Annotated in this window: 22 protein-coding genes; 12 read left to right on the forward strand and 10 right to left on the reverse strand. The window is 70.8% G+C overall.

Annotated features, from left to right (window positions below):
- Window positions 1-139: 139 nt before the first annotated feature.
- Window positions 140-1,174, forward strand: a complete 1,035-nt coding sequence (glpX, locus tag J4573_RS07270) for a class II fructose-bisphosphatase (protein WP_208254511.1) — start codon at window positions 140-142, stop codon at window positions 1,172-1,174.
- Window positions 1,175-1,267: 93 nt separating this feature from the next.
- Here the strand turns inward: glpX and J4573_RS07275 are convergent, their stop codons facing one another.
- Window positions 1,268-1,849 carry a DUF1707 SHOCT-like domain-containing protein gene (locus tag J4573_RS07275; RefSeq protein ID WP_307796528.1) on the reverse strand — a complete coding sequence of 194 codons (582 nt, stop codon included), beginning with the start codon at window positions 1,847-1,849 and terminating at the stop codon, window positions 1,268-1,270.
- 84 nt (window positions 1,850-1,933) lie between these two features.
- Between J4573_RS07275 and J4573_RS07280 the strand changes: the two genes are divergently transcribed.
- From J4573_RS07280 to J4573_RS07290, 3 genes are all read left to right on the forward strand, one after another.
- Complete coding sequence (locus J4573_RS07280) at window positions 1,934-2,890, forward strand: ABC transporter ATP-binding protein (RefSeq protein WP_208254512.1); 957 nt, start codon at window positions 1,934-1,936, stop codon at window positions 2,888-2,890.
- 70 nt (window positions 2,891-2,960) lie between these two features.
- Window positions 2,961-3,770, forward strand: a complete 810-nt coding sequence (locus J4573_RS07285) for an ABC transporter permease (RefSeq protein ID WP_208254513.1) — start codon at window positions 2,961-2,963, stop codon at window positions 3,768-3,770.
- 136 nt (window positions 3,771-3,906) lie between these two features.
- Window positions 3,907-5,139 carry an MFS transporter gene (locus J4573_RS07290; protein ID WP_208254514.1) on the forward strand — a complete coding sequence of 411 codons (1,233 nt, stop codon included), beginning with the start codon at window positions 3,907-3,909 and terminating at the stop codon, window positions 5,137-5,139.
- A 41-nt stretch (window positions 5,140-5,180) separates the two neighbouring features.
- Here the strand turns inward: J4573_RS07290 and J4573_RS07295 are convergent, their stop codons facing one another.
- Together J4573_RS07295 and pdxR are read right to left on the reverse strand one after the other, a co-directional pair.
- A complete protein-coding gene (locus J4573_RS07295; RefSeq protein WP_208254515.1) occupies window positions 5,181-5,411 on the reverse strand; it encodes a hypothetical protein in 231 nt (76 codons plus the stop codon).
- A gap of 29 nt (window positions 5,412-5,440) precedes the next feature.
- The gene (pdxR, locus tag J4573_RS07300) at window positions 5,441-6,874 is read right to left on the reverse strand and encodes a MocR-like pyridoxine biosynthesis transcription factor PdxR (RefSeq protein ID WP_208254516.1); all 1,434 of its coding nucleotides are present in this window, start codon (window positions 6,872-6,874) and stop codon (window positions 5,441-5,443) included.
- A gap of 114 nt (window positions 6,875-6,988) precedes the next feature.
- Here pdxR and J4573_RS07305 point away from each other — a divergent pair, with 114 nt between their 5' ends.
- The 6 genes from J4573_RS07305 (at window position 6,989) to J4573_RS07330 (ending at window position 14,694) form a co-directional block, all read left to right on the forward strand.
- Window positions 6,989-8,020, forward strand: coding sequence for an EamA family transporter (locus tag J4573_RS07305; protein WP_208254517.1), 1,032 nt, complete (start codon window positions 6,989-6,991; stop codon window positions 8,018-8,020).
- 72 nt (window positions 8,021-8,092) lie between these two features.
- The gene (locus J4573_RS07310; RefSeq protein WP_208254518.1) at window positions 8,093-9,733 is read left to right on the forward strand and encodes a fumarate hydratase; all 1,641 of its coding nucleotides are present in this window, start codon (window positions 8,093-8,095) and stop codon (window positions 9,731-9,733) included.
- Between the two features lie 125 nt (window positions 9,734-9,858).
- Window positions 9,859-11,016 carry a thioester reductase domain-containing protein gene (locus J4573_RS07315; RefSeq protein WP_208254519.1) on the forward strand — a complete coding sequence of 386 codons (1,158 nt, stop codon included), beginning with the start codon at window positions 9,859-9,861 and terminating at the stop codon, window positions 11,014-11,016.
- Window positions 11,013-11,576 carry an EF-hand domain-containing protein gene (locus J4573_RS07320; RefSeq protein ID WP_208254520.1) on the forward strand — a complete coding sequence of 188 codons (564 nt, stop codon included), beginning with the start codon at window positions 11,013-11,015 and terminating at the stop codon, window positions 11,574-11,576. Before J4573_RS07315 ends, J4573_RS07320 begins: the two co-directional genes overlap by 4 nt.
- Window positions 11,577-11,775: 199 nt before the next feature.
- Window positions 11,776-13,044, forward strand: coding sequence for a serine/threonine-protein kinase (locus J4573_RS07325; RefSeq protein WP_208254521.1), 1,269 nt, complete (start codon window positions 11,776-11,778; stop codon window positions 13,042-13,044).
- A gap of 258 nt (window positions 13,045-13,302) precedes the next feature.
- A complete protein-coding gene (locus J4573_RS07330; protein WP_208254522.1) occupies window positions 13,303-14,694 on the forward strand; it encodes a class II fumarate hydratase in 1,392 nt (463 codons plus the stop codon).
- Window positions 14,695-14,787: 93 nt separating this feature from the next.
- Here J4573_RS07330 and J4573_RS07335 read toward each other — a convergent pair whose 3' ends face one another.
- Entirely contained in the window at window positions 14,788-15,240 is a 453-nt protein-coding gene (locus J4573_RS07335) for a hypothetical protein (RefSeq protein WP_208254523.1), read from the reverse strand.
- Window positions 15,241-15,302: 62 nt separating this feature from the next.
- Window positions 15,303-15,542 carry a response regulator transcription factor gene (locus tag J4573_RS07340; protein WP_208254524.1) on the reverse strand — a complete coding sequence of 80 codons (240 nt, stop codon included), beginning with the start codon at window positions 15,540-15,542 and terminating at the stop codon, window positions 15,303-15,305.
- A gap of 233 nt (window positions 15,543-15,775) precedes the next feature.
- Here J4573_RS07340 and J4573_RS07345 point away from each other — a divergent pair, with 233 nt between their 5' ends.
- Together J4573_RS07345 and J4573_RS07350 are read left to right on the forward strand one after the other, a co-directional pair.
- Complete coding sequence (locus tag J4573_RS07345; protein WP_208254525.1) at window positions 15,776-16,357, forward strand: RNA polymerase sigma factor; 582 nt, start codon at window positions 15,776-15,778, stop codon at window positions 16,355-16,357.
- Window positions 16,354-17,409, forward strand: a complete 1,056-nt coding sequence (locus J4573_RS07350) for a hypothetical protein (RefSeq protein WP_208254526.1) — start codon at window positions 16,354-16,356, stop codon at window positions 17,407-17,409. The genes J4573_RS07345 and J4573_RS07350 overlap by 4 nt, the downstream gene beginning before the upstream one ends.
- A 64-nt stretch (window positions 17,410-17,473) precedes the next feature.
- Here the strand turns inward: J4573_RS07350 and J4573_RS55965 are convergent, their stop codons facing one another.
- The 5 genes from J4573_RS55965 to J4573_RS07375 all read right to left on the reverse strand — a co-directional run bounded on the left by J4573_RS55965 (window position 17,474) and on the right by J4573_RS07375 (window position 23,190).
- The gene (locus J4573_RS55965) at window positions 17,474-17,950 is read right to left on the reverse strand and encodes an aggregation-promoting factor C-terminal-like domain-containing protein (protein WP_307796529.1); all 477 of its coding nucleotides are present in this window, start codon (window positions 17,948-17,950) and stop codon (window positions 17,474-17,476) included.
- A gap of 211 nt (window positions 17,951-18,161) precedes the next feature.
- Complete coding sequence (locus tag J4573_RS55970) at window positions 18,162-18,611, reverse strand: aggregation-promoting factor C-terminal-like domain-containing protein (protein ID WP_307796530.1); 450 nt, start codon at window positions 18,609-18,611, stop codon at window positions 18,162-18,164.
- 709 nt (window positions 18,612-19,320) lie between these two features.
- A complete protein-coding gene (locus tag J4573_RS07365; RefSeq protein ID WP_208254528.1) occupies window positions 19,321-20,406 on the reverse strand; it encodes an aggregation-promoting factor C-terminal-like domain-containing protein in 1,086 nt (361 codons plus the stop codon).
- Between the two features lie 549 nt (window positions 20,407-20,955).
- Window positions 20,956-22,308: an RNA 5'-3' helicase PhoH2 gene (phoH2, locus tag J4573_RS07370; RefSeq protein ID WP_208254529.1), complete on the reverse strand. Its 1,353-nt coding sequence runs from the start codon at window positions 22,306-22,308 to the stop codon at window positions 20,956-20,958.
- Between the two features lie 69 nt (window positions 22,309-22,377).
- Window positions 22,378-23,190, reverse strand: a complete 813-nt coding sequence (locus J4573_RS07375; RefSeq protein ID WP_208254972.1) for an isoprenyl transferase — start codon at window positions 23,188-23,190, stop codon at window positions 22,378-22,380.
- Between the last annotated feature and the right edge of the window lie 529 nt (window positions 23,191-23,719).

Consider the following 23,719-nt stretch of genomic DNA (forward strand, 5'->3'; position numbering starts at 1 on the left):
AACGATCCCTTCCTCTGCGTGGCCGCCAAAACACGTCCCGGAGTGAGCGCCGTAACCCATCTGGTCTGGTCCAATTTGGAGGCCGGGGCATGTCCCACGGAGAATTCCATGCATCTGCCTACCGAAGGGGCTGCCTCGCATGTCCGACGAATCCACCGTCTCCTCGCCGCTCGCCACCGAGCCCGCGGCGCCGGACCGCAACCTGGCGATGGAACTGGTCAGGGTGACCGAGGCCGCCGCGATGGCCGCCGCCCGGTGGGTGGGGCGCGGCGACAAGAACGGCGCGGACGGCGCGGCGGTCAACGCCATGCGCCAGCTGATCAACACGGTCTCCATGCAGGGTGTCGTGGTCATCGGCGAGGGTGAGAAGGACCAGGCGCCGATGCTCTTCAACGGTGAGGAGGTCGGCGACGGCAGCGGCGCCGAGTGCGACGTGGCGGTCGACCCGGTCGACGGGACGCGCCTCACCGCGCTCGGCATGAACAACGCGATCGCCGTGCTGTCGGTGGCGCCGCGCGGGTCGATGTTCGACCCGTCCGCGGTCTTCTACATGGAGAAGCTGGTCACCGGCCCCGAGGCGGCCGACGTGGTCGACATCGAGCGGCCGATCGCCGACAACATCGCCGCGATCGCCCGCGCCAAGGGCTCCACGCCGAACGACGTGACCGTGGTCATCCTGGACCGGCCCCGGCACGAGGGCCTGGTGAAGGAGATCCGCGAGACCGGCGCCCGGATCAAGTTCATCCTGGACGGCGACGTGGCGGGCGCGATCATGGCGGCCCGCGAGGGCACCGGCGTGGACCTGCTGGTCGGCATCGGCGGTACGCCCGAGGGCATCATCGCCGCCTGCGCGATCAAGGCGCTGGGCGGCGTCATCCAGGGCCGCCTGTGGCCGCAGGACGACGCCGAGCGCCGGAAGGCGATCGACGCCGGGCACGACCTCGGCCGGGTGCTGACCACCGACGACCTGGTGACCTCCGACGACGTGTTCTTCGCGGCGACCGGCATCACCGACGGCGAGCTGGTCGACGGCGTCCGCTACAGCAAGGGCACCGCGTTCACCCACTCGCTGGTCATGCGCTCGCGCAGCGGCACGATCCGCAACATCTCCAGCGAGCACAAGCTGAACAAGCTCCGCGCCTACAGCGCGATCAACTTCGACACCGCCGTCTGAACCACGCCGATCTTGCTCTCAGCGCCCTCCCAAGCACCAGGAAAGGGCGCTGAGAGCAAGATCGGCGTGTGGAGATGCCCCGGAGTTGCGGGGTCAGGGGCGGCGGAGGCGGCCGCGGACGCGCTGGCGCAGCGTCTGCTTGGGCGCCCGCGCCTTCACCGAGCCGAAGATCATCGTGCCGGAGACCTCGACGGTCGGGCCCTCGTCCGCGGGCCGGGTGCGCAGGTCGCGGGTGGACAGGACCGTACGGCCCGTGACGTCCACCCGGACGCCCTCGGGAACGATCAGCCGGATCCGGCCGCCCAGCACCATCGAGTCGAGAACGACGTGGCGGCGCTGCATGACCGCCTCGCGCAGGTCCAGTTCGACCGTTCCGAAGAGCGCGATCAGCGGCAGCTTCACCGGGACCACCCAGCGGCCCTCGCGGCGCGTGCGGCCGAACAGGATCGAGATCGGCCGGTCGTCGACCAGGATCGGCTGGGACTCCTCGGGGCTGAGGTCGGTGGTGAGGCCGGTCAGCTCGCCCAGCGTGCGGGCGGCGTAGGCCTGCGAGGTGCGCTCGGAGTGCTCCTCCATGGTCAGCCGGCCGTCGGCGAGGGCCTCGCCGAGCACGCTGACGACGCGTTCGCGGTCGGCGTCGGAGGCGCGCAGGTCCCGTACGCGGGGTTGGTCCACGTCCACAGGGTAGCCGCGCACCGCCGTGATCGCCCGGCCGGAAAATCAGTGTGGTTTGTCCGACTCGGCACCTAGGGTGACGGCATGGCGCTGCAACGGTCTGAATCTCTGCCGCTGGAGGGCCGGCCCGAGCGATCCTCGGCGATCCGCCTCCAGGGCGTCGTGAAACGGTTCGGCGGCCTGACCGCCGTCGACGGCCTCGACCTGGAGGTGCCGGCCGGGATCTGCCTGGGCCTGCTGGGGCCGAACGGGGCGGGCAAGTCGACCACGATGAAGCTGCTCACGGCGCAGGCCATCGCCGACGAGGGCGAGATCGAGGTGCTGGGCTTCCCGATCCCCCGCGAGTCCAAGCGGGCGCGGGCCGCGATGGGCGTCGTACCGCAGCAGGACAACATGGACGAGGAGCTCACCGCCCGGGAGAACCTCGAGGTCTTCGCGCACCTGTACCGGGTGCCGCGCAAGGATCGGCGGGCCGCGGTCGACGCCGCGCTGGAGCTCGCGCACCTCACCGACCGGCAGTTCACCAAGGTCGACGACCTGTCCGGCGGGATGCGGCGGCGGCTGCTGATCGCCCGCGGGCTGGTGCACCGGCCCGCCCTCGTCCTGCTGGACGAGCCGACGGTCGGCCTGGACCCGCAGGTGCGGGCCGAGCTGTGGGGGCTGATCGACGGACTGCGCGCGGGCGGCACGACCGTGCTGATGTCCACGCACTACATCGAGGAGGCCGAGCGCCTCGCCGACCACTGCGCCCTGATGTCGCACGGCAAGGTGATCGCGCGCGGCGGCCCCGCCGAGCTGGTCGCCGAGTACGCGGGCGAACGCGTGGTCGAGCATTACGGCCCGCCGGAACGCCTGGAGCTGGTCGAACGGCTGGCCAGGGACGCGGGCCTGCCCACCCGCCGCACCGGGCCTTCGGTGTCGGTGCTGAAGGCCGAGACGATCTCGCCTTCGCTGGCCGACGAGCTGGGCCCCGACGGGGTCCACCGGGCCGCCAACCTCGAGGACGTCTTCGTCATCCTGACCGGCGAGCGCGTCGAATGACGAGGGCGCGCCACATGATCAGAAAGACCGGGAAGACCGTGAGGACCGGGGAGAGCGAGGAGCGGGACGAATGACCGTCACCGACGTGCGGGCCGAGGTGCGGGCGCCGCGGCTGCGGCGGTTCGAGCTGGCGGCGCTCAAGGGCATCTGGCGCCACGAGTTCGCCCTCTACAAGCGCTACTGGAAGTCGTCGTCGTTCGCGTCGATGTTCGAGCCGACGTTCATGATGCTGGCGTTCGGCTACGGGATGGGCTCGCTGGTCGCGGCGATCGGCCACTACCGCTACCTGGACTTCGTCGGCACCGGCATGGTCGGCACGGCCGCGCTGTTCACCTCGGTCTTCCCCGGGATGTTCAACGGCTACATCCGGCGGGTCTTCCAGCACACCTACGAGGCGGTGCTGGCGGCGCCGGTGGACGTGCACGAGCTGGTGACCGGCGAGACGCTGTGGATCGCGACCCGGTCGGCGATCTACTCGGGCTCGCCGATGGTGGTGGCGATGGCGTTCGGCCTGGATCCCTCGTGGGGGATGCTGCTGGTGCCGTTCATCGCGTTCTTCACCGCGCTCGGGTTCGCGCTGTTCGGGATGTGGGCGTCGGCGGTCGTGCCGTCGATCAACTCCTTCGACTACATCATCACCGGCGTCGTGACCCCGTTGTTCCTGGTCGCGGGCACGTTCTTCCCGATCGACGCGCTTCCGGACTGGGTCCACACCGTGGCGTGGCTGAACCCGCTCTACCATTGCGTCGAGTTGGTGCGGCACGCCGTCTTCGGGCTGCGGCCGGTGGCCGACCTGGGCCATCTCGCCGGTCTGCTGGCGTTCGCGGCGCTGATGTGGATCATTGCCGTACGGGCGATGCGGCGCCGCCTGATCGGCTGAGCTCCGCGGAGACGTCCGGCAAGGGACCGGTGAGACCGGGTCAGAGATCCAGGTCACGTTTGACCGGCGGGCCTCGGCGTCCCTACCCTGACGCGAAACTTCTTCATGTTCAGCAGCCCAGAGAGGTGGATGCCACATGGCCGAGGGCATCACCACGCGGGACCGCCAGTCGCGGTCCGGCACGTACGCCGCCTTCGCGATCCAGGGGCTGTGCTTCGCCTCGCTCGTGACCCAGGTGCCCAAGATCCAGGACACCCACCACCTCAGCGACGGCACGCTCTCCCTGGTGCTGCTGATGGTCCCGGTGATCGCCGGCGTCGGCAGCGTGCTCTCGGGCGGGCTGTTCGCCCGGGTCGGCAGCGGCCCGGTGCTGCGGATCGCCCAGCCGCTGGTCTGCGCGACGATCATCCTGGTCGGCCTGACCGGCGACAACGACCCGGCCCTCTACGCCTCCGTGGCGCTGTTCGGCCTGTTCGTCGGCGCGGTCGACGCCTCCATGAACGCCCAGGCCGTCGCCGTCGAACGCAGGTACGGCGTCAGCCTGATCACCGGCTTCTACGCCGTGTGGAGCGTCGCGGGCATCCTCGGCGGCCTCTGGGCGTCCCTGGCCAACAAGCTGGACCTGTCGCTGCTCACCGGCTTCGCGATCGCCGCCAGCGCGGGCATCATCGTCTCGCTGGCGACCGGCCACCTGGTGTACCGCAAGGACGAGGAGAGCGCCGGGGCACCGAGCGCCGCCGACCTGAAGGCGGCCGGGCGCAGCGTTCCGTGGAAGCCGATCCTGATCGTGGGCGCGGCCATGGCGACCTTCTACCTCGCCGACGCCGCGATCTCCAGCTACGGCACCAAGTACCTGGAGGACGAGCTGAGCAGCGCCGACTGGGTCGGCCCGCTGGGCTATGTCGCGTACCAGGTCGCGATGGTCTTCAGCCGTACCGTCGCCGACTTCGGCGTGCGCCGCTCGGGCCCGGTCCAGGTGGTGCGGATCGGCTCGGTCGTCGGCCTCGTCGGCATGATCGGCGTCGTGGCGGCGCCGAACGCGTGGGTCGCCATCCCGGCGTTCGCCGTCGCGGGCCTCGGCCTCAGCGTCGTCGCGCCGATCTCCTACACCGCGGCCGGCCGCGTCGACCCCACCGGCCTCGGCGTCGCGGTGGCGCGCGTGAACGTCTTCAACTACGTGGGCTTCGTGCTCGGCGCCGCGGTGATCGGCGCGATCGCCCCGGTCAGCGACTCCAACGGGCTGCGGCTGGCGTTCATCGTCCCGACGGTTCTGGTCGTGCTGATCTACGCGACCGCCAAGGGCTTCAACCCCAGGCCTGTCCCGGGCGCCCGTACCGACACCCCGGTCGCCGAACGGCCCACGGTCTAGTCGGGCCTCCCACCCACCCCATCCGGCGTCTGACCGCGCTGTCAGGCCTCTTCGAGGGCCTTGACGGCGCGTTCGCCCGCTGCCTGTGCCTCCTCGGGCGTCAGGTCCTTCACGGCTACCTCAAGCGCCACCTCGGCGGCATCGGCCGCCGCGCGCGCCGTGACCGCGTGTTCCTGGGCCCGGTCAAGGTCTCCCAGGCCCACGCAGTCGAAGGCCACCTGTGCGTCGTGAACCGCCATCTTGAGCTGGCGTGCTGCCTCTTCCAGACTCATACGTCGCCTCCTCCACTTGAGGTGGCTTACTACCCTTGCGCCTCGCCCGTAATCACGTCCGCGAGCAGTTCGGCTGCGCGCGAAAGACGGTTCTCACCGAGCCGTGCATAGCCTAGGACGAGGGCCGGAGATGCCTCCTTCGCACGGTCGTGTGACCACATGTGAGAAGCACCCGCGACCGAGAGCCCTACCCGTGCGGCGGCCGTGACGACGGCCTCCTCGTTGGCCTCGGGCGGCAGCTCCACATACAGGTGGATGCCCGCGGACACCCCACGGACCGTGACCCCTGGAATGTGGTCCTGCAGGGCCTCGACCAAGGCGTCCCGGCGGGAACGGTAGGTGCGCCGCATCATGCGCAGGTGCCGGTCGTAGGCCCCTGTGGAGATGAAGTGCGCCAGCGCGTGCTGCTCCAGCACGGGCGCGCCCAGGTCGCTCTGGGCCCGGACCGTACGGAGCCGGTCGGCCAGCTTGGCCGGCGCCAGCGCCCACCCGAGGCGCAGCGCCGGGGCCAGGGCCTTGCTCACCGAGCCGAGCAGCACGACGCGGTCGGGGTCGATGCCCTGCAGGCACCCCACAGGCTCGCGGTCGTAGCGGAACTCGGCGTCGTAGTCGTCCTCGATGATCAGGCCGTCCACGTCCCGCGCCCACGCGATCAGCTCGGCGCGCCGGGACGGCGACAGCACCACCCCGGTCGGGTACTGGTGGGCGGGCGTCACCAGGACCGCGCGTGCGTCCGTACGGGCGAGCGCGGCCACGTCGATGCCGTGCTCGTCCACCGGCACCCGCGCGAGCCGCACGCCGGTCGCGTCCAGCATCGGGACCTGCCGGGCGCTCGTCGGGTCCTCCAGCGCCAGCACGCGCTGGCCGTCGGCGGCCAGCAGCCGCACCACCGAGGACAGGCCGTGCGCCACCCCGTTCATGATCATGATGCGTTCGGCGTCGGCGTGCGCCGCCCGGACCCGGCCCAGGTAGCCGGCCAGCTCGGCGCGCAGCGCCGGGGCGCCGCCGGGGTCGGGGTAGTCCAGCTCGTCGTTCGGCAGCTCGCGCAGGGACGCGCGCACCGACGTCATCCAGCGCTCGCGCGGGAACGCCGACAGGTCGGGGCCGCCCGGGAACAGGTCGTAGGCGAACGGGCCGTCCGGTGGCTCGGGGGACGGCTCCGCCGCGGTCTCGGGGGGCCAGACCGCGGGCCGCGCCGGTGGCGGGGCGTCGGGCCGCGCCAGTGGCGCCACCCGGGTCCCGTCGCCGCGGCGGGCGACCAGGAAGCCCTCGGCGATCAGTTGCTCGTAAGCGGTGACCACGACCCCCCGGGACACGTCCAGATCCCGGGCGAGATCGCGGCTCGACGGCAGTCGGGTCCCGGCGGTCAGCCGGCCCGTCCGGATGGCGGCGCGGAAGCCCGCGGCGATCTGCGCCGCGAGGCGCCCCGCGGCGCGGTCGAGGGGGAGGTGCAAGTCCGTCACATCTAAGACAGCGTCGCGAGGGCTACCTAATGTCACCTTCAACTAGATTGGACCTTGGTCGCCGCCGGCCATTGGCCCTGTCACCTGGACCAACGCGCTTTTAGCGTGATCGGCATGACCTCGACCTCACGGCCGCCCGCGCGCGGCACGATCTTCGCGGCAGTCGCCATGTCGTGCGTCGGATCGCTGACCGCGGTGTCGGCCACCATCGCCGACTACCCGGTATTCGGCGGACAGGCCGTTCGCTACACGGTCGCCGCCGCCCTCCTGCTGGCCGCGGCGCGGCTCACCGAGCGCCGGACGGGACGCCGCGCGCCCCGCCTCACGCTCCGTGACCTCTTCCTCCTCATCGCGCTCGCCGGAACGGGCCTCGCCGCGTTCAACGTCTGCATCGTCGCCGCCACCCAGGACGGCACCAGCCCCGCCACCATCGGCACGGTGATCGCCACGGTCCCGATCGTGCTGGCGGTGGTCGGTCCCCTGCTGGACGGCCGCCGCCCGGCCCCCCTCGTGGTCGTGTCGGCATGCGTGGTGGCCTCCGGCGCCGCGCTGGCGAACGGCCTGGGCAGCGGCACCCCGCGCGGGCTGCTGCTGTCGCTCGGGGCGCTGGGCGGCGAGGTGTGCTTCTCGCTGCTGGCGGTCCCCCTCCTGCCCAAGCTCGGCGCGCTGCGGGTGTCGGCCTACTCGGCGGCGCTCGCGGTCCCCATGCTCGCGCTGGCCGGCCTGGTGACCGATGGAACGGCCATGCTGCGGATGCCCACGGCCGCGGAGACGCTGGGCTTCACCTACCTGTCGGTGATCGTCACGACCGTCGCGTTCTTCCTCTGGTACGACGCGATCGGGCGACTCGGCGCCGACCGGGCCGGGCTGTTCGCGGGGATGATCCCGGTCAGCGCGGTGGTCACGACGGTCCTACTCGGCCTCGGCCGCCCCGGCCCGGCCGACCTCGCCGGCGCCGCCCTGGTGGCCGCCGGTGTGGTCATCGGCCTCCGCCCGGCCCCAGCCGCGCCCGCAAGCGCGTTGGCTGAGCGGGAGACGAGCCGAAGGCGAAGTCTCCCGCTCAGATCGCGAAGCGATGCCGCGCTTGCCGCTTTTGCGGTTCGGGTCCGAGCCGCCAGGCGAGGTCCCGAGGCCGCGAAAGAATAAACACAGTCGTACTCTGTAAGGCGGCCTCCATCGCCGGTGGCCACGGCCCCATAGGACGCGCGAGGATCTTCGATGCCAGAGTTCTCCTACACCGACCTGCTGCCGCTCGGCACCGACGACACCGAGTACCGGCTGCTCACCTCCGAGGGCGTGTCGACCTTCGAGGCGGGCGGGAGAACGTTCCTCCAGGTCGAGCCGGAGGCGCTGCGGCTGCTCACCGAGACCGCGATGCACGACATCTCGCACCTGCTGCGGCCCGCGCACCTGAAGCAGCTCCGCAGGATCCTCGACGACCCCGAGGCCTCGCCGAACGACCGCTTCGTGGCGCTGGACCTGCTGAAGAACGCGGGCATCGCCTCCGGCGGCGTCCTGCCGATGTGCCAGGACACCGGCACCGCGATCGTCATGGGCAAGCGCGGCCAGCACGTCCTCACCGACGGCCGCGACGAGGAGCACATCTCGCACGGCGTGTACGACGCGTACACCCGGCTCAACCTGCGCTACTCGCAGATGGCGCCGGTCACCATGTGGGACGAGAAGAACACCGGCAACAACCTGCCCGCCCAGGTCGAGCTGTACGCGGCTCCCGGGGACGCCTACAAGTTCCTGTTCATGGCCAAGGGCGGCGGCAGCGCCAACAAGTCGTTCCTCTACCAGGAGACCAAGGCGGTTCTGAATCCCAAGCGGATGATGACCTTCCTGGAGGAGAAGATCCGCTCGCTCGGCACCGCCGCGTGCCCGCCGTACCACCTGGCGATCGTGGTGGGCGGCACGTCGGCTGAGTACGCGCTGAAGACCGCCAAGTACGCCTCGGCGCACTACCTGGACACCATGCCGATCCAGGGCTCGCCGCTCGGCCACGGCTTCCGTGACGTGGAGCTGGAGCAGCAGGTCTTCGAGCTGACGCAGAAGCTCGGCATCGGCGCGCAGTTCGGCGGCAAGTACTTCTGCCACGACGTCCGCGTCATCCGCCTCCCCCGGCACGGCGCGTCCTGCCCGGTCGCGATCGCGGTGTCCTGCAGCGCCGACCGCCAGGCCCTCGCCAAGATCACCGCCGAGGGCGTCTTCCTGGAACGGCTGGAGACCGACCCGGCGCAGTACCTGCCCGAGACCACCGACGAGCACCTCGACGACGGCGTCGTCCACATCGACCTCAACCGGCCGATGGACGAGATCCGCGCCGAGCTGACCAAGTACCCGGTCAAGACCCGCCTCTCGCTGACCGGCCCGCTGGTCGTGGCGCGCGACATCGCGCACGCCAAGATCAAGGAACGGCTGGACGCGGGCGAGGAGATGCCGCAGTACCTGCGCGACCACGCGGTCTACTACGCCGGCCCGGCCAAGACCCCCGAGGGCTACGCGTCCGGTTCGTTCGGCCCCACCACGGCGGGCCGGATGGACTCCTACGTCGAGCAGTTCCAGGCCGCGGGGGGCTCGCTCGTCATGCTCGCCAAGGGAAACCGTTCGCAGCAGGTGACCGACGCCTGCGACGCGCACGGCGGCTTCTACCTCGGCTCGATCGGCGGCCCCGCCGCACGCCTCGCCCAGGACTGCATCAAGAAGGTCGACGTCCTGGAGTACGCGGAGCTCGGCATGGAGGCGGTCTGGAAGATCGAGGTCGAGGACTTCCCCGCGTTCGTGGTCGTGGACGACAAGGGCAACGACTTCTTCGCCGACACCACCGGCCCCGTCCTCACCATCGGCCGCCGCTGACTGAAGACCTGGTCCGATGGTGGTCGGCGCGGTCCCGATCGTCGTGGTTCGAACGGCGTACAACGGTCGTCGCGCACCGAATTGGCCCATATGCAGAGAGTGATCGCCCTGGTTAGTGTGCGGCCATGGACCTGGCCCCACCTCCCGCGGCGATACTCCTCACCGGCGCGACCGGATTTCTCGGCGCCCACGTCTGCGCCGAGCTGCTGATTCGCTACCCGTCGGCCCGGATCTTCTGCCTGATCCGGGCCGACGGCGCCGAACGGGCCGGAAAGCGGCTGGCGCGCAACTTCAAGCGCCTACGGCTAGGCGACGAGCGGTCCATGGGCCGTCTCGTTCCGGTTCCGGGTGACCTCAGCAAGCCGCGTCTCGGACTGTCCGAGGTGGACTACGGAGAGCTGGCCGAACGCGTCGAGGCGATCTACCACTGCGCGGCCAACCTCAGCCTCGTCGCCTCGTACGAGGCCCTGATCCCGGCCAACGTGACCGGGACGCAGGAGATCATCCGGCTGGCCCGCCAGGGAAGCCCCAAGCATCTGCACCACGTGTCGTCGCTCGGGGTGTTCCTCGCCGGGCGCCGCCAAGGGCTCACGAGGGTCGACGAGGCCACCCTGCCGGCCATCGAGGACGCCGGGCCGGTGGGCTACGCCATGAGCAAGGTGGCGGGCGAGCTGGCCGTTCACGACGCCGCGCCGGCCCTGCCGGTGACGATCTACCGGCCGGGCCTGATCTTCGGCCAGAGCCGCACCGGGATCTCCACCAACGACGACATGATCGCCCAGATCCTGCGGGTCGGCGCGCGGGTCGGCTGCCTGCCCGACAGCACCGCCCCGCTCCATACCGGCTGCGTCGACGACGTGGCCCGCTGGATCGTGGCGCTCGCGGCGGCGAACGCGCCGGGCCGGGTCTTCCACCCGGCCACGTCGGGAGAGCCGACGTTCGCTGAGATGGTCGGCCACTTCCGGGCCCTCGGCCACCGGATGGAGCCCGTTCCGATCCGTTCCTGGTGGCGGGAGGTGGAGGAACGCGAGCGGAACGCGGCGTCCCTCACCGTGCGGCTCGCCCGCACCGCCATCGATCTCGTCCTCGGGGACCCGGACCCCGCCTGGCCCCACATCGAGAGCACCACGACCGCCACGGCGCTGCGCAGGCTCGGTCACGACCGCCGGGCCCCCGGCGCCTCCTACTTCCACGCCCTCAGCTCGCATCTCGTCGCGCTGGGCAAGCTCCCCGCTCCCGGCGCGCGGCCCGTTCTCGCCACGACGAAAGGACGATCGGCATGACCATGCACGCCCCCGGCCTCCTCGACGGCAAGCTCACCCACGCGTTCAAGCAACTCGACGTGAACGGCAACGGCCAGATCGAGCTCGACGACCTGCTGGAGCTCGGCAACCGGGTCCTGGCGGCGCTCAAGGTGTCGCCGGAGAGCGCCGACGGCCGTGCGCTGGCGGCCGCCTACGAGCAGCTCTGGAGCGCGCTGGTACGAGAGGCCGACACCAACAACGACGGCATGCTCTCCCCGCAGGAGTACGTGGCGGCGATGCGGTCGGCGTTCTTCGAACGGCACGGTGGCTTCGACGAGGCTTTTCGGCCGGCCGCAACCATCACGGTGAGGCTGGCCGACGCCGATGGGGACGGGGTGGTCAGCCCGCGCGACTTCGAGATTCTGCTGAGCGCGTTCCAGGCCACCCCGGCCGATGCCGAGGTCGCGTTCGGGCATCTTGACACCGACGGGGACGGCACTCTGTCGGTGGACGAGGTCATCGAGGCGGCCCGGCACTTCTACGCCGGTGACGACCCGGACGCGCCGGGCAACTGGTTGTTCGGGCACATCGACAACTAGCGGTCAGGACGGCGGGCCCGGCACGGGCCCGCCGTCCGCGTCCAGACGTCCGCCCGGGAAATTGGATCTTTCCCGAGAGTGTCCGACAGGCCCGGTTGCGGGATGGTCCGTAACGATTAGGCACATTATTGGACCTAAATCCAAGTTACTGACCAGGTCACCCCAATGACCGCATGGCCACTCCGGTATCTTTTCGCCCATGTCTCAGTCAGGGCGCATCGTGTTGGCGACGCGCTACCGGCTGGTCTCGGAACTGGGTCAGGGTGCCAACGGCACCGTGTGGAGAGGCCACGACGAACTCCTCGACCGCGCCGTCGCGATCAAGGAGCTGCGGCTCCCCGAGGATCTCTCCGAGGACGACCGGGTCGTCTTCTATCGCCGGACCTTGCGCGAGGCCCGCGCCCCGGCGCAACTGCGCTCGCCCGCGATCGTCGAGGTCTACGACGTCGTGATCGAGCAGGGCCGGCCGTGGATCGTGATGGAGCTGATCGAGGCGCCGAGCCTCGAGCAGCTCATCGAGCGTTCCGGCCCGCTGACGCCCGCCGACGCCGGGCATATCGGCCGCCAGCTGCTGAGCGCGCTGGCGGTGGCCCACAAGGCGGGGATCGTGCACCGCGACCTGAAGCCGAGCAACGTGCTGCTCGACGGCGACCGGGTCGTGCTCACCGACTTCGGCCTGGCCTACTCCTCGGGCTCGGTCAGCCTCACCAAGACCGGCCACTTCATGGGGTCGCCCGCGTACGTGGCGCCCGAGGTGGCCGCGGGCGAGAAGGCGACGCCGCAGTCCGACCTGTGGTCGCTCGGCGCCACCCTCTACGCGGCGGTCGAGGGACGGCCGCCGTTCGAGCGCGACAACGTCATGGCGACGCTCAGCGCACTCGCCAACGAGACCGTGGCCGCGCCGCAGAACGCCGGCGCCCTCGGCCCGGTGATCACCGGGCTGCTGGAGAAGAGCCCCACGCGCAGGCTCACCCACGCGCGCGCGGCCGACCGGCTGGAGCGGGCCCTCTCCGGCCCGCGCTCGGGCCGGCGCCCGCCCGCGCCGCGGTACCGCCTCGCCGCCATCATCGCCCTGATCGCCGCGATCGTCGCCTCGTGCGGCGTCGGCGCGACCGCGCTGATCGTCGGCATGATGCGCGAGGGGCCCTCGCCGTCGGCGACCTCTCCCGGCTCCCCCGTCTCGGCCGGCACCGGCGCCCCGCCCGGCGTCGCGTCCAACGCGCTCGTCGTCCGGGCCCGTACCGACAGCTGCAAGATCACCGTCGTCGTGCCGGGCGCCACCACCAACGTGCTGGCCAACGAGACCCTGCCGAAGGGCGAGTCGCGCCAGTACGACCAGCCCCGGCTCAGCGTCGTGATCCCCGACTCCTCGGCGTGCGACGTCTGGGTGAACGGTCAGCAGAAGCCCGGCGGCGCCCCCGGCGAACGCCACTCGTTCACCGTCGTCAAGACCACCTCCGGCGGCTGACCACCTCTCCTGAACGCTCACCTCGACCTGCCCGGACGCCCGCGCCCGCCCCTCCTGGGCGCCCGCGCCTGCCCCTCCTGGGCGCCCGCCTCGGCCGCTTCGGACGGTTGTGAACATTTGGACGGCTGAGGCGTCCGGGGTTGGGTAGGGCTGTCCCTACGGGCGTGCGGGAGATCATGTCCACCCCCGGGAATGACCGCGACGTGATCGCCGCTGCCTTGAATACAGAGCTGAATTCGCAGTCGGAGGTGGCTGGAGATGGCCGAGCAGGAGTTCCGGACCGAGCACGACTCGATGGGTGAGGTCCGGGTCCCGGCGAACGCCAAGTGGCGGGCACAGACGCAACGGGCCGTGGAGAACTTCCCGATCTCGGGACGCGGCCTGGAGGCGGCCCACATCGCGGCGCTGGGGCAGATCAAGGCCGCCGCCGCGACCGTGAACGCCGACCTCGGAGTCATCGACAAGGACCTGGCCGGGGCCATCCGGGAGGCCGCCCTGGAGGTGGCCGCCGGCACGTGGGACGACCAGTTCCCGATCGACGTCTTCCAGACCGGCTCGGGGACCTCGTCCAACATGAACGCCAACGAGGTCATCGCGACGCTCGCGCAGGAGCGGCTCAAGCGCAAGGTGCATCCGAACGACCACGTGAACGCCTCCCAGTCCTCCAACGACGTGTTCCCCTCGTCCATCCACATCGCGGCCACCGGCGCGGTCATGAACGGCCTCATCCCGGCGCTGCGCCATCTGGAGGGCGAGCTGGAACGCAAGGCCATCGAGTTCGCCACGGTCGTCAAGGCGGGCCGTACGCACCTCATGGACGCGACGCCGGTGACGCTGGGCCAGGAGTTCGGCGGGTACGCGGCGCAGGTGCGGCTCGGCGTGGAACGGCTCCAGGCCGTTCTGCCGCGGCTGGCCGAGCTGCCGCTGGGCGGCACCGCGGTCGGCACCGGCATCAACACCCCCGAGGGCTTCGCGGGGCGCGTCATCGGCGAGATCTCCCGCGAGACCGAGCTGCCGCTGAAGGAGGCGCGCAACCACTTCGAGGCGCAGGGCGCGCGGGACGGCCTGGTCGAGGCCTCCGGGGCGCTCCGTACGATCGCGGTCAGCCTCAACAAGATCGCCAACGACCTGCGCTGGATGGGCTCGGGGCCGCGTGCGGGGCTGGCCGAGATCCGGCTGCCCGACCTGCAGCCCGGCTCGTCGATCATGCCGGGCAAGGTGAACCCGGTGATCCCCGAGGCGGTCACGCAGGTCGCCGCCCAGGTCATCGGGAACGACGCGGCGATCGCGTTCGGCGGCGCGGCGGGCACGTTCGAGCTGAACGTGATGCTGCCGATGCTGGCACGCAACGTGCTGGAGTCGATCACGCTGCTGACCAACGTCTCGCGCCTGTTCGCCGACCGCTGCGTGGCGGGCATCGAGGCCGACGAGAAGCGGGCCCGTGAGTACGCCGAGTCCTCGCCCTCGATCGTCACCCCGTTGAACCGCTACATCGGCTACGAGGAGGCGGCCAAGGTCGCCAAGCAGTCCCTCAAGGAGCGCAAGACGATCCGCCAGGTCGTCCTGGAACGCGGTTACGTGGACCAGGGAAAGCTCACCCTGGCACAGCTCGACGCCGCCCTGGACGTCCTGTCCATGACCGGCGTCTGAGCCCTATGCGGGGATCCTGAACCGCAGCCGGACCGCCGACACCGTGGGCCCCCACCCCAGGGGCCCACGGTGGTTCGGGCGGTCGTCAGAGGGTCAGTTGGAGCCGCCCCAGACGGCGACCATTCCGACGGGGCAGGTGAGCGTGAAGTTCCACGTGCCCCAGTAGTGCGTGCTGAACCAGTAGCGGTAGTAGTTCGCCCCGGCGCGGCAGTCGAGGTAGACCTGGTAGTCCGAGCCGTTGCAGGTCTCGTAGAAGTTGCGGCCCGAGGTCCTGCCGTTCCAGCAGGAGCCCTTGGAACGCAGGCTCACCGCGCTCTTGGAGGCGGTGGAGGAGGTCGAGGCGCCGCCCAGCGACCGGGTCTGCGCCTTGGTGATCGCGACGCCGCGCGTGCTCGTCGTCGAGCCGCTCTTGCCGGCGGAGGCGCCCTTCAAAGTGGCGGTGCCGGGCCCACTCGGGGCCGCGGTGGTCGCGTTCGCGGTGGGGACGACGGCCAGGCCGAGCCCGCCCGCAAGGACCGCGGTGCCGATCGCGGTGCTGATCTTCATGCCATTCCTTTCGCTCGCTTTCCGCTTGCGGCACCGACAATGCAGGCCCTCGGCCCGATGGCTCAATTAGCTCTTTCGGTATTGGCGTTTTGGCTAGTGGCGGAGACGGTCGTCCGCCATGCAGACTCGTACATGAGGGCGGCAAGCCCCGCCTGAAGTCTGGACTCCAGGCCCAGGACCTCGAGAATCTTGGCGGTGTGCGCCTTCACCGTGTGTTCCGTGACGGCCATCCGGCCCGCGATCTGACGGGTCGACATTCCCTTTCCGAGCAGCTGGAACACCTCGAACTGGCGTGGGGTCAAACAAGCGACCCTTGTGATTGAAGCCTCAAATTGTGAGGACATTCCTCCCCGCACGCTCCCCGATTTGGTTAACAATATTTACAGACCATTGCCCATAACGCCACAATCTGACATCACGGAAGTCTCACGAGTCAAGGCCGGATCCGGTCAGCCCGTCCCGTTCCGCGAACCGGATCCGCGCGGCCGCCCAAGGACGGGGTGAGAACGCAATCGCACCCCACGACCGGTGAGGCATGGAGACCAAAGAGATCGACGCGGAGCTGATCGGCAGATCGCTGCGGGCGCCCGAGGACTTCGCCGCGGTGTTCGAGCGCTACGGCGACCAGGTGCACCGCTACCTGGCCCGCCGCGCGGGCCCCGACCAGGCCGAGGACCTGGTGTCGGACACCTTCCTGACCGCCTTCGAGCAGCGCGACCGGTTCGACCCCGAACGCAGCCCCTCCGGCGCCCTCCCCTGGCTGCTCGGGATCGCGACCATGCTGCTGCGCAGCCACCGCCGGGCCGAGGCCCGCCGCCTGCGCACCCTGGCCGGGACCGCCGGGCTCGCCGACGTCCCCGAGCCGTTCGCCGAACGCATCACCGCCCAGGTGGACGCCGGCGCGGCCGCCCGCTCCCTGCTGCGCACCCTCGCCGCCCTCCCCGACGGCGAACGCGACGCGCTCCTGCTCATGGCCTGGGCCGACCTGCGCTACGAGGACATCGCCGTGGCCCTGGACATCCCGGTCGGCACGGTCCGCTCCCGCATCCACCGCGCCCGGACCCGGCTGCGCACCGCCCTGGCCGAGCGCGCCACCACCGAAAGCGAGCTGTCATGACCGACGAACTCGACCTCCTCGCCGCCATAGGCGCCGACGTCCCCCCACTGACCCCCGCAGCCAGAGCCCGAATCCAAGCCCGCCTGACCGCCCGAGCCACCAGTCCGTTCCCCCGCACGGGCCGACCGGCCCCCGACCCGGCGCCGGCCGCCAACGCCACGCCGGAGCCAGAGCCCGCACTGGGCGCCGAACCGCCCGGCGCCCAGTGCGCGACGAACAGCGAGCCCCCGCTCGCCGCCGACGGCACGACGGCTGCGGCCCCTGTGCCGGGCGCCCACCCCGGGCTCGGGCTGAGCTTTGAGCACGCGCTGGACAGCGAGGCCACGCTAGGCGGCGCGGCCGCCCTGGGCGGCACGGCCGCGCTGGGTGGCACGGCGGCGCTGGGTGGCACGGCGGCGCTGGACGGTCCGGGGGCGCTGGACGGTCCGGGGGCGCTGGACGGTCCGGGGGCGCTGGATGGTCCGGGGGCGCTGGATGCCGGGCTGACGGCTGGCGATGCGTTCGAGCGGGCGCGGGGGCGGCGGCGGGTGGTTCGGGGGGCTTTGGGGGTGGGGGTGGTGGCCGCTGCGGCGGTGGGGGTGGCCATCGCGTTGCCGGTGGGGCGTGCGGCGCCGGCGTATGCGCTCGACACCGGGCCGGACGGGACGGTCGACGTGCGGATCAGCGACTTCGCTCACCCTGAACGGCTGCAGGCCGATCTTCGGAAGGCGGGCATCCCAGCGTACGTGGACTACCTGCCGGCGGGGCAGACATGCTCCCAGGCGCGTGGGCGGACGGTCGCGATCGGGCCGGACGTGGTGAGCGGTTCGCTGTCGAGCGACCACAAGACCGCACTGCGGATCTCACGCAAGGGGCTGCGGCCGGGTCAGGCGGTGGTCTTCGTGGCCACGCTCGCCGGGAACGGTACGAGCCGGGCGGACATGATGTCGCTCTCGGTCGTGCAGGGGCCTGTGGCCCCGTGCAAGGCCGCCAAGTCGAGCGACGGGCCGACCATGTCCGTTCAGCCGATCCCTCCGGGGCGGCAGGACGGTGGAACGCCCGCTCGTCCCTGAGTCCCCGCAGACGCCCGGACGCGAGTCCCCCAACTCGCGTCCGGGCGTTGCGGTGGCTAGGTGGCTAATACCAGCCGGCGGCCTGGAAATGCCCCCAGGCCCCACAAGGGTTGCCGTACCGGTTCTTGATGTAGCGCAATCCCCATTTGATCTGCGTACGCGGGTTGGACTGCCAGTTGGGCCCCGCGCTGGCCATTTTGGATCCGGGCAGCGCCTGCGGGATGCCGTGAGCACCGCTGGAACTGTTATGGGAGTTCTCGTTCCACCCGCTCTCGTGGGCCCACAACTGCTCCAGGCAGCGGAACTGGCCTGCCTGCCGCCAGCCGTGCCGCGCGAGCATGGCCTTGGCGATGAGCTTGTTGGCCTGCATGCGGCCGAGACGCTTCTGCCGGACATGGACAAGTTTGAGTGCGCGCTTCTCATGGATACGCATCTGACTGGCCACCGTCATGGAGCGCTGTGCCTGGCCTATCGCGGCCTGGACCGGCTCCACGGCGAGAGGGCCGCCGATGACTGCGGCGGCCACACCTACGGCGATCACACGGAAGCGGTTTCGTATGTGAGGCAACACGCGCAGTAGCGTGCTTCGGATCGCGGCCGCGTACGCAGGAGATTCGGCTCCCGGTACCAGTCTTTTGCCGACCTATTGGGCCGGGGTGCAACTCCGGGACGACAAAAGGGGCGGACCGGAGTCCGCCCCTCGTCGACTTTGCCCGGCGCCAGGCCGGGATGATTCACGCGTTCCGCGCGTATCAGTACCAGTTACGCGCGTTCGAGTGCGACAGCGCGCGGCACGGGGTGCCGTAGCGGCCCTTGATGTACCGAAGGCCCCACTTGATCTGGGTCTTGGGGTTCGTACGCCAGTCCTTGCCGGCGCTGCGCATCTTGCGGCCGGGCAGGGCCTGCGGGATGCCGTACGCGCCGGAGGCGTTGCCGGCCTTCTGGTTCCAGTGGCTCTCGCGGTTCCAGAGCTTCACCAGGCACTTGAACTGCCGGGTGGACCAGCCGCGCTTCTTCACCATCGGCTTGGCGATCGCCTGGTTCCGCTTGGCGCGCGACTTCTTCTTGTGGGCCTTCGCCTTCACGGCGACGGCCTGGGTCGGAGCTGCGGCCTGAGCCGGGATCGCCTCGGCTGCGACGCCGAACGACAGCGTGGCGGCGAGAGCGAGCGCGGCGGAACGACGGAGGGACGTGCGGACCAAAACAGACCTTTCATCATGTCGGGCGAGCCGGTCGGCCCGACGGGTTCCACCTCGTTCGGTGCGGCCTCGCGGCGACCGCGGCTCCGAACTGCGAGCCGCCGACCGTCGCGGGGCGACCGGGCACCGGATACGTCCGGGGGGACGTGGGCACGTACAGGCGTCGTCCGGCGCGCGGACGAGGGGCCTGAACGGTTTCCGAGGTGATGGCGGACGGCGCTGATCGCCTGGGTTCCGCCGGAGATGTAGGCGTGCGGCGCGTCCTGTGCGCCGAGCCGGGTTGTGGGCCATGTGCGGCCGGCCGCGTCATCGCGGCTTCGTTCGCCTCGCGAGTGGTGTCTCGCGGACTGCGGACGTCGGTGCGTCCTTCCCGAACGGTCCGTGGCACGGAACGTTCGGAAACCTGGGTGGTCGGGCGGCAGCCTGGATGGCTACGGCCTGGAACCGTGCGGCTGCGAGCCTGGAGCGGCTCACCGGCCTCGAACGGCTCGTGAGCCTGGAGCGGCTCACTCGCCTATGGCGCCTCGCGGGCCTGGAGCGGCTCACGGGCTTGTGGCGGCTCGCGGGGCCTGGGTGGCCCCCGAGCGGCATGGGGTCGAACGGTCTGGCGGCCTACCAGGGCTCTGGTCGGGCTGGCGCGTTAGTCAGGCTGACGCCTTGGTCGGCCTCGCGCCTCGGTCCAGTGCCCTGGTCGGCCTCTACCGGAGTCGGCCTAGTACCAGCCGGAGGACTGGGAGTGCGACCAGGCACCGCAAGGCGTGCCGTAGCGGCCCTTGATGTAGCCGAGACCCCACTTGATCTGGGTCGTGGCGTTGTTGCGCCAGTCAGGACCGGCGCTGGCCATCTTGGAGCCGGGCAGGGCCTGCGGGATGCCGTAGGCGCCGGACGGGTTCGCCGCGTGGGTGTTCCAGTGGCTTTCCTTGTTCCACAGGGACACCAGGCAGCTGAACTGGCCCTTGCCGCCGGCACCGTAGCTGGACAGGAGGCCCTTGGCGATGCGCTGCGCCTCGCTCGCGGGCACCGGGTCACCGGACGGGATGCCGGAGCCGCCGCCGCTGCCGTCGGGCGTCTTGGTCGGGAGGGGCTTGCCCTTGGCGTGCAGCGTCGGCGCCTTGCCGGAGCCGCCGCGGGTGGCGCGGGACGCACGGTCGAGGGCCTGCTTGCGGCGCTGCGCCTCCAGGGCCTGCACGTCGACCTTGGGGGCCGCCGCGTCCGCGAGGGGCGCGGCGCTGGTGCTCGGGCTCGCCGTGGCGTTGCCCGAGTCGGAACCGTCGGAGCCGGTCAGCGCGAACGCCGCGGCACCGCCGCCACCGAGCACCACGACGGCGCCCGCGGCGACGGCGGCGACCTTCAGGCCGACGCCGGACGGGAGGTTCAGGCGGCGCGGGGCGTTGCCGCCGCGGCCGGAGATCTCATCGCGCGGCCGCATCGGGCCGGCGGGGAAGGGCTCGCCCGGGGCGACCTGGGTCTCGCCGGGGCCCGCGAACGCGTCGCCCTCGGGGGCGTGCATGTCGCTCTGAGCGCCGAACGACTCGCCCTGGGGACCGAACGCGTCGCCCTGAGGGGCGTACGGGTCTCCCTGGGGACCGAACGGGTCGCCCGGAGGGGCGTAGGGGTCTCCGGGACCGTACGGGTCACCGGGAGTGCCAGGGGCGCCGGGCTCACCGCCGGGGACGGGCGGCATGCCCGCGGTGTCGCCGGCCGCAGGGGCGCCGGGGTCACCGAACGATCCGGGGGCGGCGTGCGAGGCGCCGGCGACCCTGATGTCCTCCTCGTGGGGGAAGCCTGGGCCCGTCATGCCGGGACCCTGGCCGTCCGAGGACTCCTGGGGGCCGAAGTTCTGTCGATCGTCTCGCCTAGGGGACCAGGGGTGGTCACCGTTCAAGGCGGTCCTTCCGACGGTCGAGCGCGCATGGACACGCGCCCGAGGTGCCTCCACCCCCTGCTCGTCCTCCGCCGGCTGTGAACGGATCCGAACCTGAAGCGAGGCAGGCTCACCGAGGCGCGTTCGAGGGGATGCCCTGGCGTGCCAACACCGCTCTGGGGGTGCTTACGAGGAGACACAATGCCCGAGATCGAGGAGTGCTCCGCAACCAAAACGAGACAAATGCTGTTGGTGTGGCGTTTGTCAACTCGTCGCAAAGGGACGTCAAACCGCTGCCAGACCTGGGAATCCTTATGCGTGGCTTAGGTTGTGTGACCTTCATCACATTTCACTCCGCGATGGTTAAGGATCACACAAGGTGACGCCGTGACCATGGGATCCGGAGTGCCCGGAATCCATGATCACGGCGTCCCGATGATCGTTTCAACCCATCGCCGAGCCGGCGCCGAGATCAGCCGCGGCTCACGCGCCGACGTCGCCGAGCATGTCGGTGACCAAGGCGGCGATCGGTGAACGTTCCGACCTGGTCAGGGTCACGTGGGCGAAGAGCGGATGTCCCTTCAAACGTTCCACAACCGCGGCGACGCCATCGTGGCGGCCGACGCGCAGGTTGTCCCGCTGGGCCACGTCGTGGGTGAGGACCACCCGCGAGCCCGCACCGATCCGCGACAGAACGGTGAGCAGCACGCCACGTTCGAGCGACTGCGCCTCGTCCACGATCACGAACGCGTCGTGCAGCGAACGGCCGCGGATGTGGGTCAGGGGCAGGACCTCCAGCATCCCCCGGTCCAGGACCTCGTCGATGACCTCCGGCGTCGTCACCGCCGAGAGCGTGTCGTAGACCGCCTGGGCCCAGGGCGACATCTTCTCGTTCTCCGAGCCGGGCAGGTAGCCCAGGTCCTGGCCGCCGACCGCGTACAGCGGCCGGAACACCACGACCTTGCGGTGCTGGCGGCGCTCCAGGACCGCCTCGAGCCCCGCGCAGAGCGCGAGCGCCGACTTGCCGGTGCCGGCCCGCCCGCCGAGCGACACGATGCCGACGTCCTCGTCCATCAGCAGGTCCAGCGCGATCCGCTGCTCGGCCGACCGGCCGCGCAGCCCGAAGACCTCACGGTCGCCGCGCACCAGCCGTACGGACTTGTCGGGCAGCACCCGGCCGAGGGCCGAGCCGCGCTCCGACAGCAGCCGCAGACCCGTGTGGCAGGGCAGCTCGCGCGCCTCCTCCAGGTCGGTCTTGCCCTGCTCGAACAGTTCGTCGACACTGCCCGCGGGCACCTCCAGCTCCCGCATCCCGGTCCAGCCGGACTCCACGACCGCCAGCTCGGCCCGGTACTCCTCGGCCGACAGGCCGACCGCCGAGGCCTTGACGCGCATCGGCAGGTCCTTGGAGACCAGGACGACGTCGCGTCCCTCCTTGGCCAGCCAGCTCGCCACCGAAAGGATCCGCGTGTCGTTGTCGCCCAGCCGGAAGCCGTCGGGCAGCACGCTCGGGTCCGAGTGGTTCAGCTCGACGCGCAGGGTGCCGCCCTGGTCGCCGAGCGGCAGCGCCTCGTCCAGCCGGCCGTGGTCCACCCGCAGGTCGTCGAGCAGACGCAGCGCCTGGCGGGCGAAGTAGCCGAGCTCCGGGTGGTGCCGCTTGGCCTCGAGTTCAGAGATGACGACGATGGGGAGTACGACCTCGTGCTCTGCGAACCGGGTCATCGCCCCCGGGTCGGCGAGCAGGACGCTGGTGTCGAGGACGTACGTGCGCCGGTCCGTGCCTGTCGGCTCGGGGAGGCTCCCTGATTCGGGACGGCGCTGGGAGGTTGTGGCCACTCGATCTCCCTGATCTGTGGGGAACTACCGGTGGCGCCGCGGTCCCTCGAGATCAGGAATGGGTGACCCTCAGGATCCGTAACGCCGGTGGCGCGCGGCATACGAGCGGAGCGCCCGCAGGAAGTCGACCTTGCGGAAGTCCGGCCAATGGACTTCGCAGAAGTAGAACTCCGAGTGGGCGCTCTGCCAGAGCATGAAGCCGGAGAGGCGCTGCTCCCCCGAGGTCCGGATGACCAGATCGGGGTCGGGCTGGCCGCGCGTGTAGAGATGCTCGGCGATGTGCTCAACGTCGAGGACCTCGGCGAGTTCCTCGATGCTGGTGCCTTTACCCGCCTGCTCGAGGAGCAGTGAGCGCACCGCATCAGCGATCTCACGCCTACCTCCATACCCAACCGCGACGTTCACAATCAGCCCGGGAGCGCCAGATGTTGCTTCACCGGCATCTTTGAGGACACGGGCGGTTTTGTCCGGAAGCAGGTCGAGTGCGCCGACGGGCTTCACGTGCCATCCGTCGGCTGCCAGGTTGCGCACGGTCTTCTCGATGATCGCCAGCAGCGGGTCGAGTTCCTTGGCGGGCCGGCTGAGGTTGTCGGTGGACAGCAGCCACAGCGTGACCACCTCGACGTCGGCCTCGGTGGCCCAGTGCAGCAGTTCGGAGATCTTGTCGGCGCCGTGCTGGTGGCCGGTGTTGACGTCGGCCATCCCCATGGACCGCGCCCAGCGCCGGTTGCCGTCCAGGATGACGCCGATGTGGCGCGGGGTGATGTCGGTCGGCAGCGACGCCTCGACGCGGTGCTCGTACGCCCGGTACGCCACGTCGCGGATCGCGCTGTAGGGGGCGCTGCGCTTGATGGCTCCGGCCACTCTCGCGGACCTGCCCATGCCACCCCGACCAGCCATGTGGGCACCCCTCCGCGCAAACCGAGCCCTGATAGAACAACGCTCAATTATGGCCCGGAAGCGACGGTTGTCCCACCGTCTCGGCTATTTGACCTTCCTTCCAGGTCTTATTTCACCCTCCGGCCCAGAAGGTCCGCATAGCTGGCACCAGCCCGTTCGGCCTCAGCCAGGAGGTCACCCAGGAACCCGAGAAGTTCAGACGACGTCAACATGGCCCGAACCCCCCGGCCACCCGCGCCCCACGCCTCGATCACGGCCCGCCGAGCCACACGCCACCGCCCGGTGGCCGACCCCTGCCCGCCCAGCCACACAGAAGACGTACGCAAAGCGCAACGCAACTCCCCCGTACTGGCCACATCCCCCCGGTCCCGATACCGGAACGAGAACAGCTCCGGATCCCGCGCCCCGCCAACAGGCTCAGGAAACCGATCGTCCGGATCGGGCCACACAGGGGTGTCCTCACCCCTGGCCGCCCTGACCCGCTCGGCCAGGTCGGCGAGAAAGTACCCGC

Source organism: Actinomadura barringtoniae (genome assembly GCF_017573505.1).
Taxonomy (GTDB): domain Bacteria; phylum Actinomycetota; class Actinomycetes; order Streptosporangiales; family Streptosporangiaceae; genus Spirillospora; species Spirillospora barringtoniae.

Bases quoted from the DNA above. Each gene is read 5' to 3' on its own strand.
- J4573_RS07345 (WP_208254525.1), top strand. From the start codon at position 15,776: ATGGAGACCAAAGAGATCGACGCGGAGCTGATCGGCAGATCGCTGCGG.
- J4573_RS07335 (WP_208254523.1), bottom strand. From the start codon at position 15,240: ATGAAGATCAGCACCGCGATCGGCACCGCGGTCCTTGCGGGCGGGCTC.
- J4573_RS07315 (WP_208254519.1), top strand. From the start codon at position 9,859: ATGGACCTGGCCCCACCTCCCGCGGCGATACTCCTCACCGGCGCGACC.
- J4573_RS07320 (WP_208254520.1), top strand. From the start codon at position 11,013: ATGACCATGCACGCCCCCGGCCTCCTCGACGGCAAGCTCACCCACGCG.
- J4573_RS07295 (WP_208254515.1), bottom strand. From the start codon at position 5,411: ATGAGTCTGGAAGAGGCAGCACGCCAGCTCAAGATGGCGGTTCACGAC.
- J4573_RS07350 (WP_208254526.1), top strand. From the start codon at position 16,354: ATGACCGACGAACTCGACCTCCTCGCCGCCATAGGCGCCGACGTCCCC.
- J4573_RS07375 (WP_208254972.1), bottom strand. From the start codon at position 23,190: ATGGGCAGGTCCGCGAGAGTGGCCGGAGCCATCAAGCGCAGCGCCCCC.
- J4573_RS07305 (WP_208254517.1), top strand. From the start codon at position 6,989: ATGACCTCGACCTCACGGCCGCCCGCGCGCGGCACGATCTTCGCGGCA.
- glpX (WP_208254511.1), top strand. From the start codon at position 140: ATGTCCGACGAATCCACCGTCTCCTCGCCGCTCGCCACCGAGCCCGCG.
- J4573_RS07280 (WP_208254512.1), top strand. From the start codon at position 1,934: ATGGCGCTGCAACGGTCTGAATCTCTGCCGCTGGAGGGCCGGCCCGAG.
- J4573_RS07310 (WP_208254518.1), top strand. From the start codon at position 8,093: ATGCCAGAGTTCTCCTACACCGACCTGCTGCCGCTCGGCACCGACGAC.
- J4573_RS07290 (WP_208254514.1), top strand. From the start codon at position 3,907: ATGGCCGAGGGCATCACCACGCGGGACCGCCAGTCGCGGTCCGGCACG.
- J4573_RS07365 (WP_208254528.1), bottom strand. From the start codon at position 20,406: ATGACGGGCCCAGGCTTCCCCCACGAGGAGGACATCAGGGTCGCCGGC.
- J4573_RS07325 (WP_208254521.1), top strand. From the start codon at position 11,776: ATGTCTCAGTCAGGGCGCATCGTGTTGGCGACGCGCTACCGGCTGGTC.
- J4573_RS07285 (WP_208254513.1), top strand. From the start codon at position 2,961: ATGACCGTCACCGACGTGCGGGCCGAGGTGCGGGCGCCGCGGCTGCGG.
- J4573_RS07330 (WP_208254522.1), top strand. From the start codon at position 13,303: ATGGCCGAGCAGGAGTTCCGGACCGAGCACGACTCGATGGGTGAGGTC.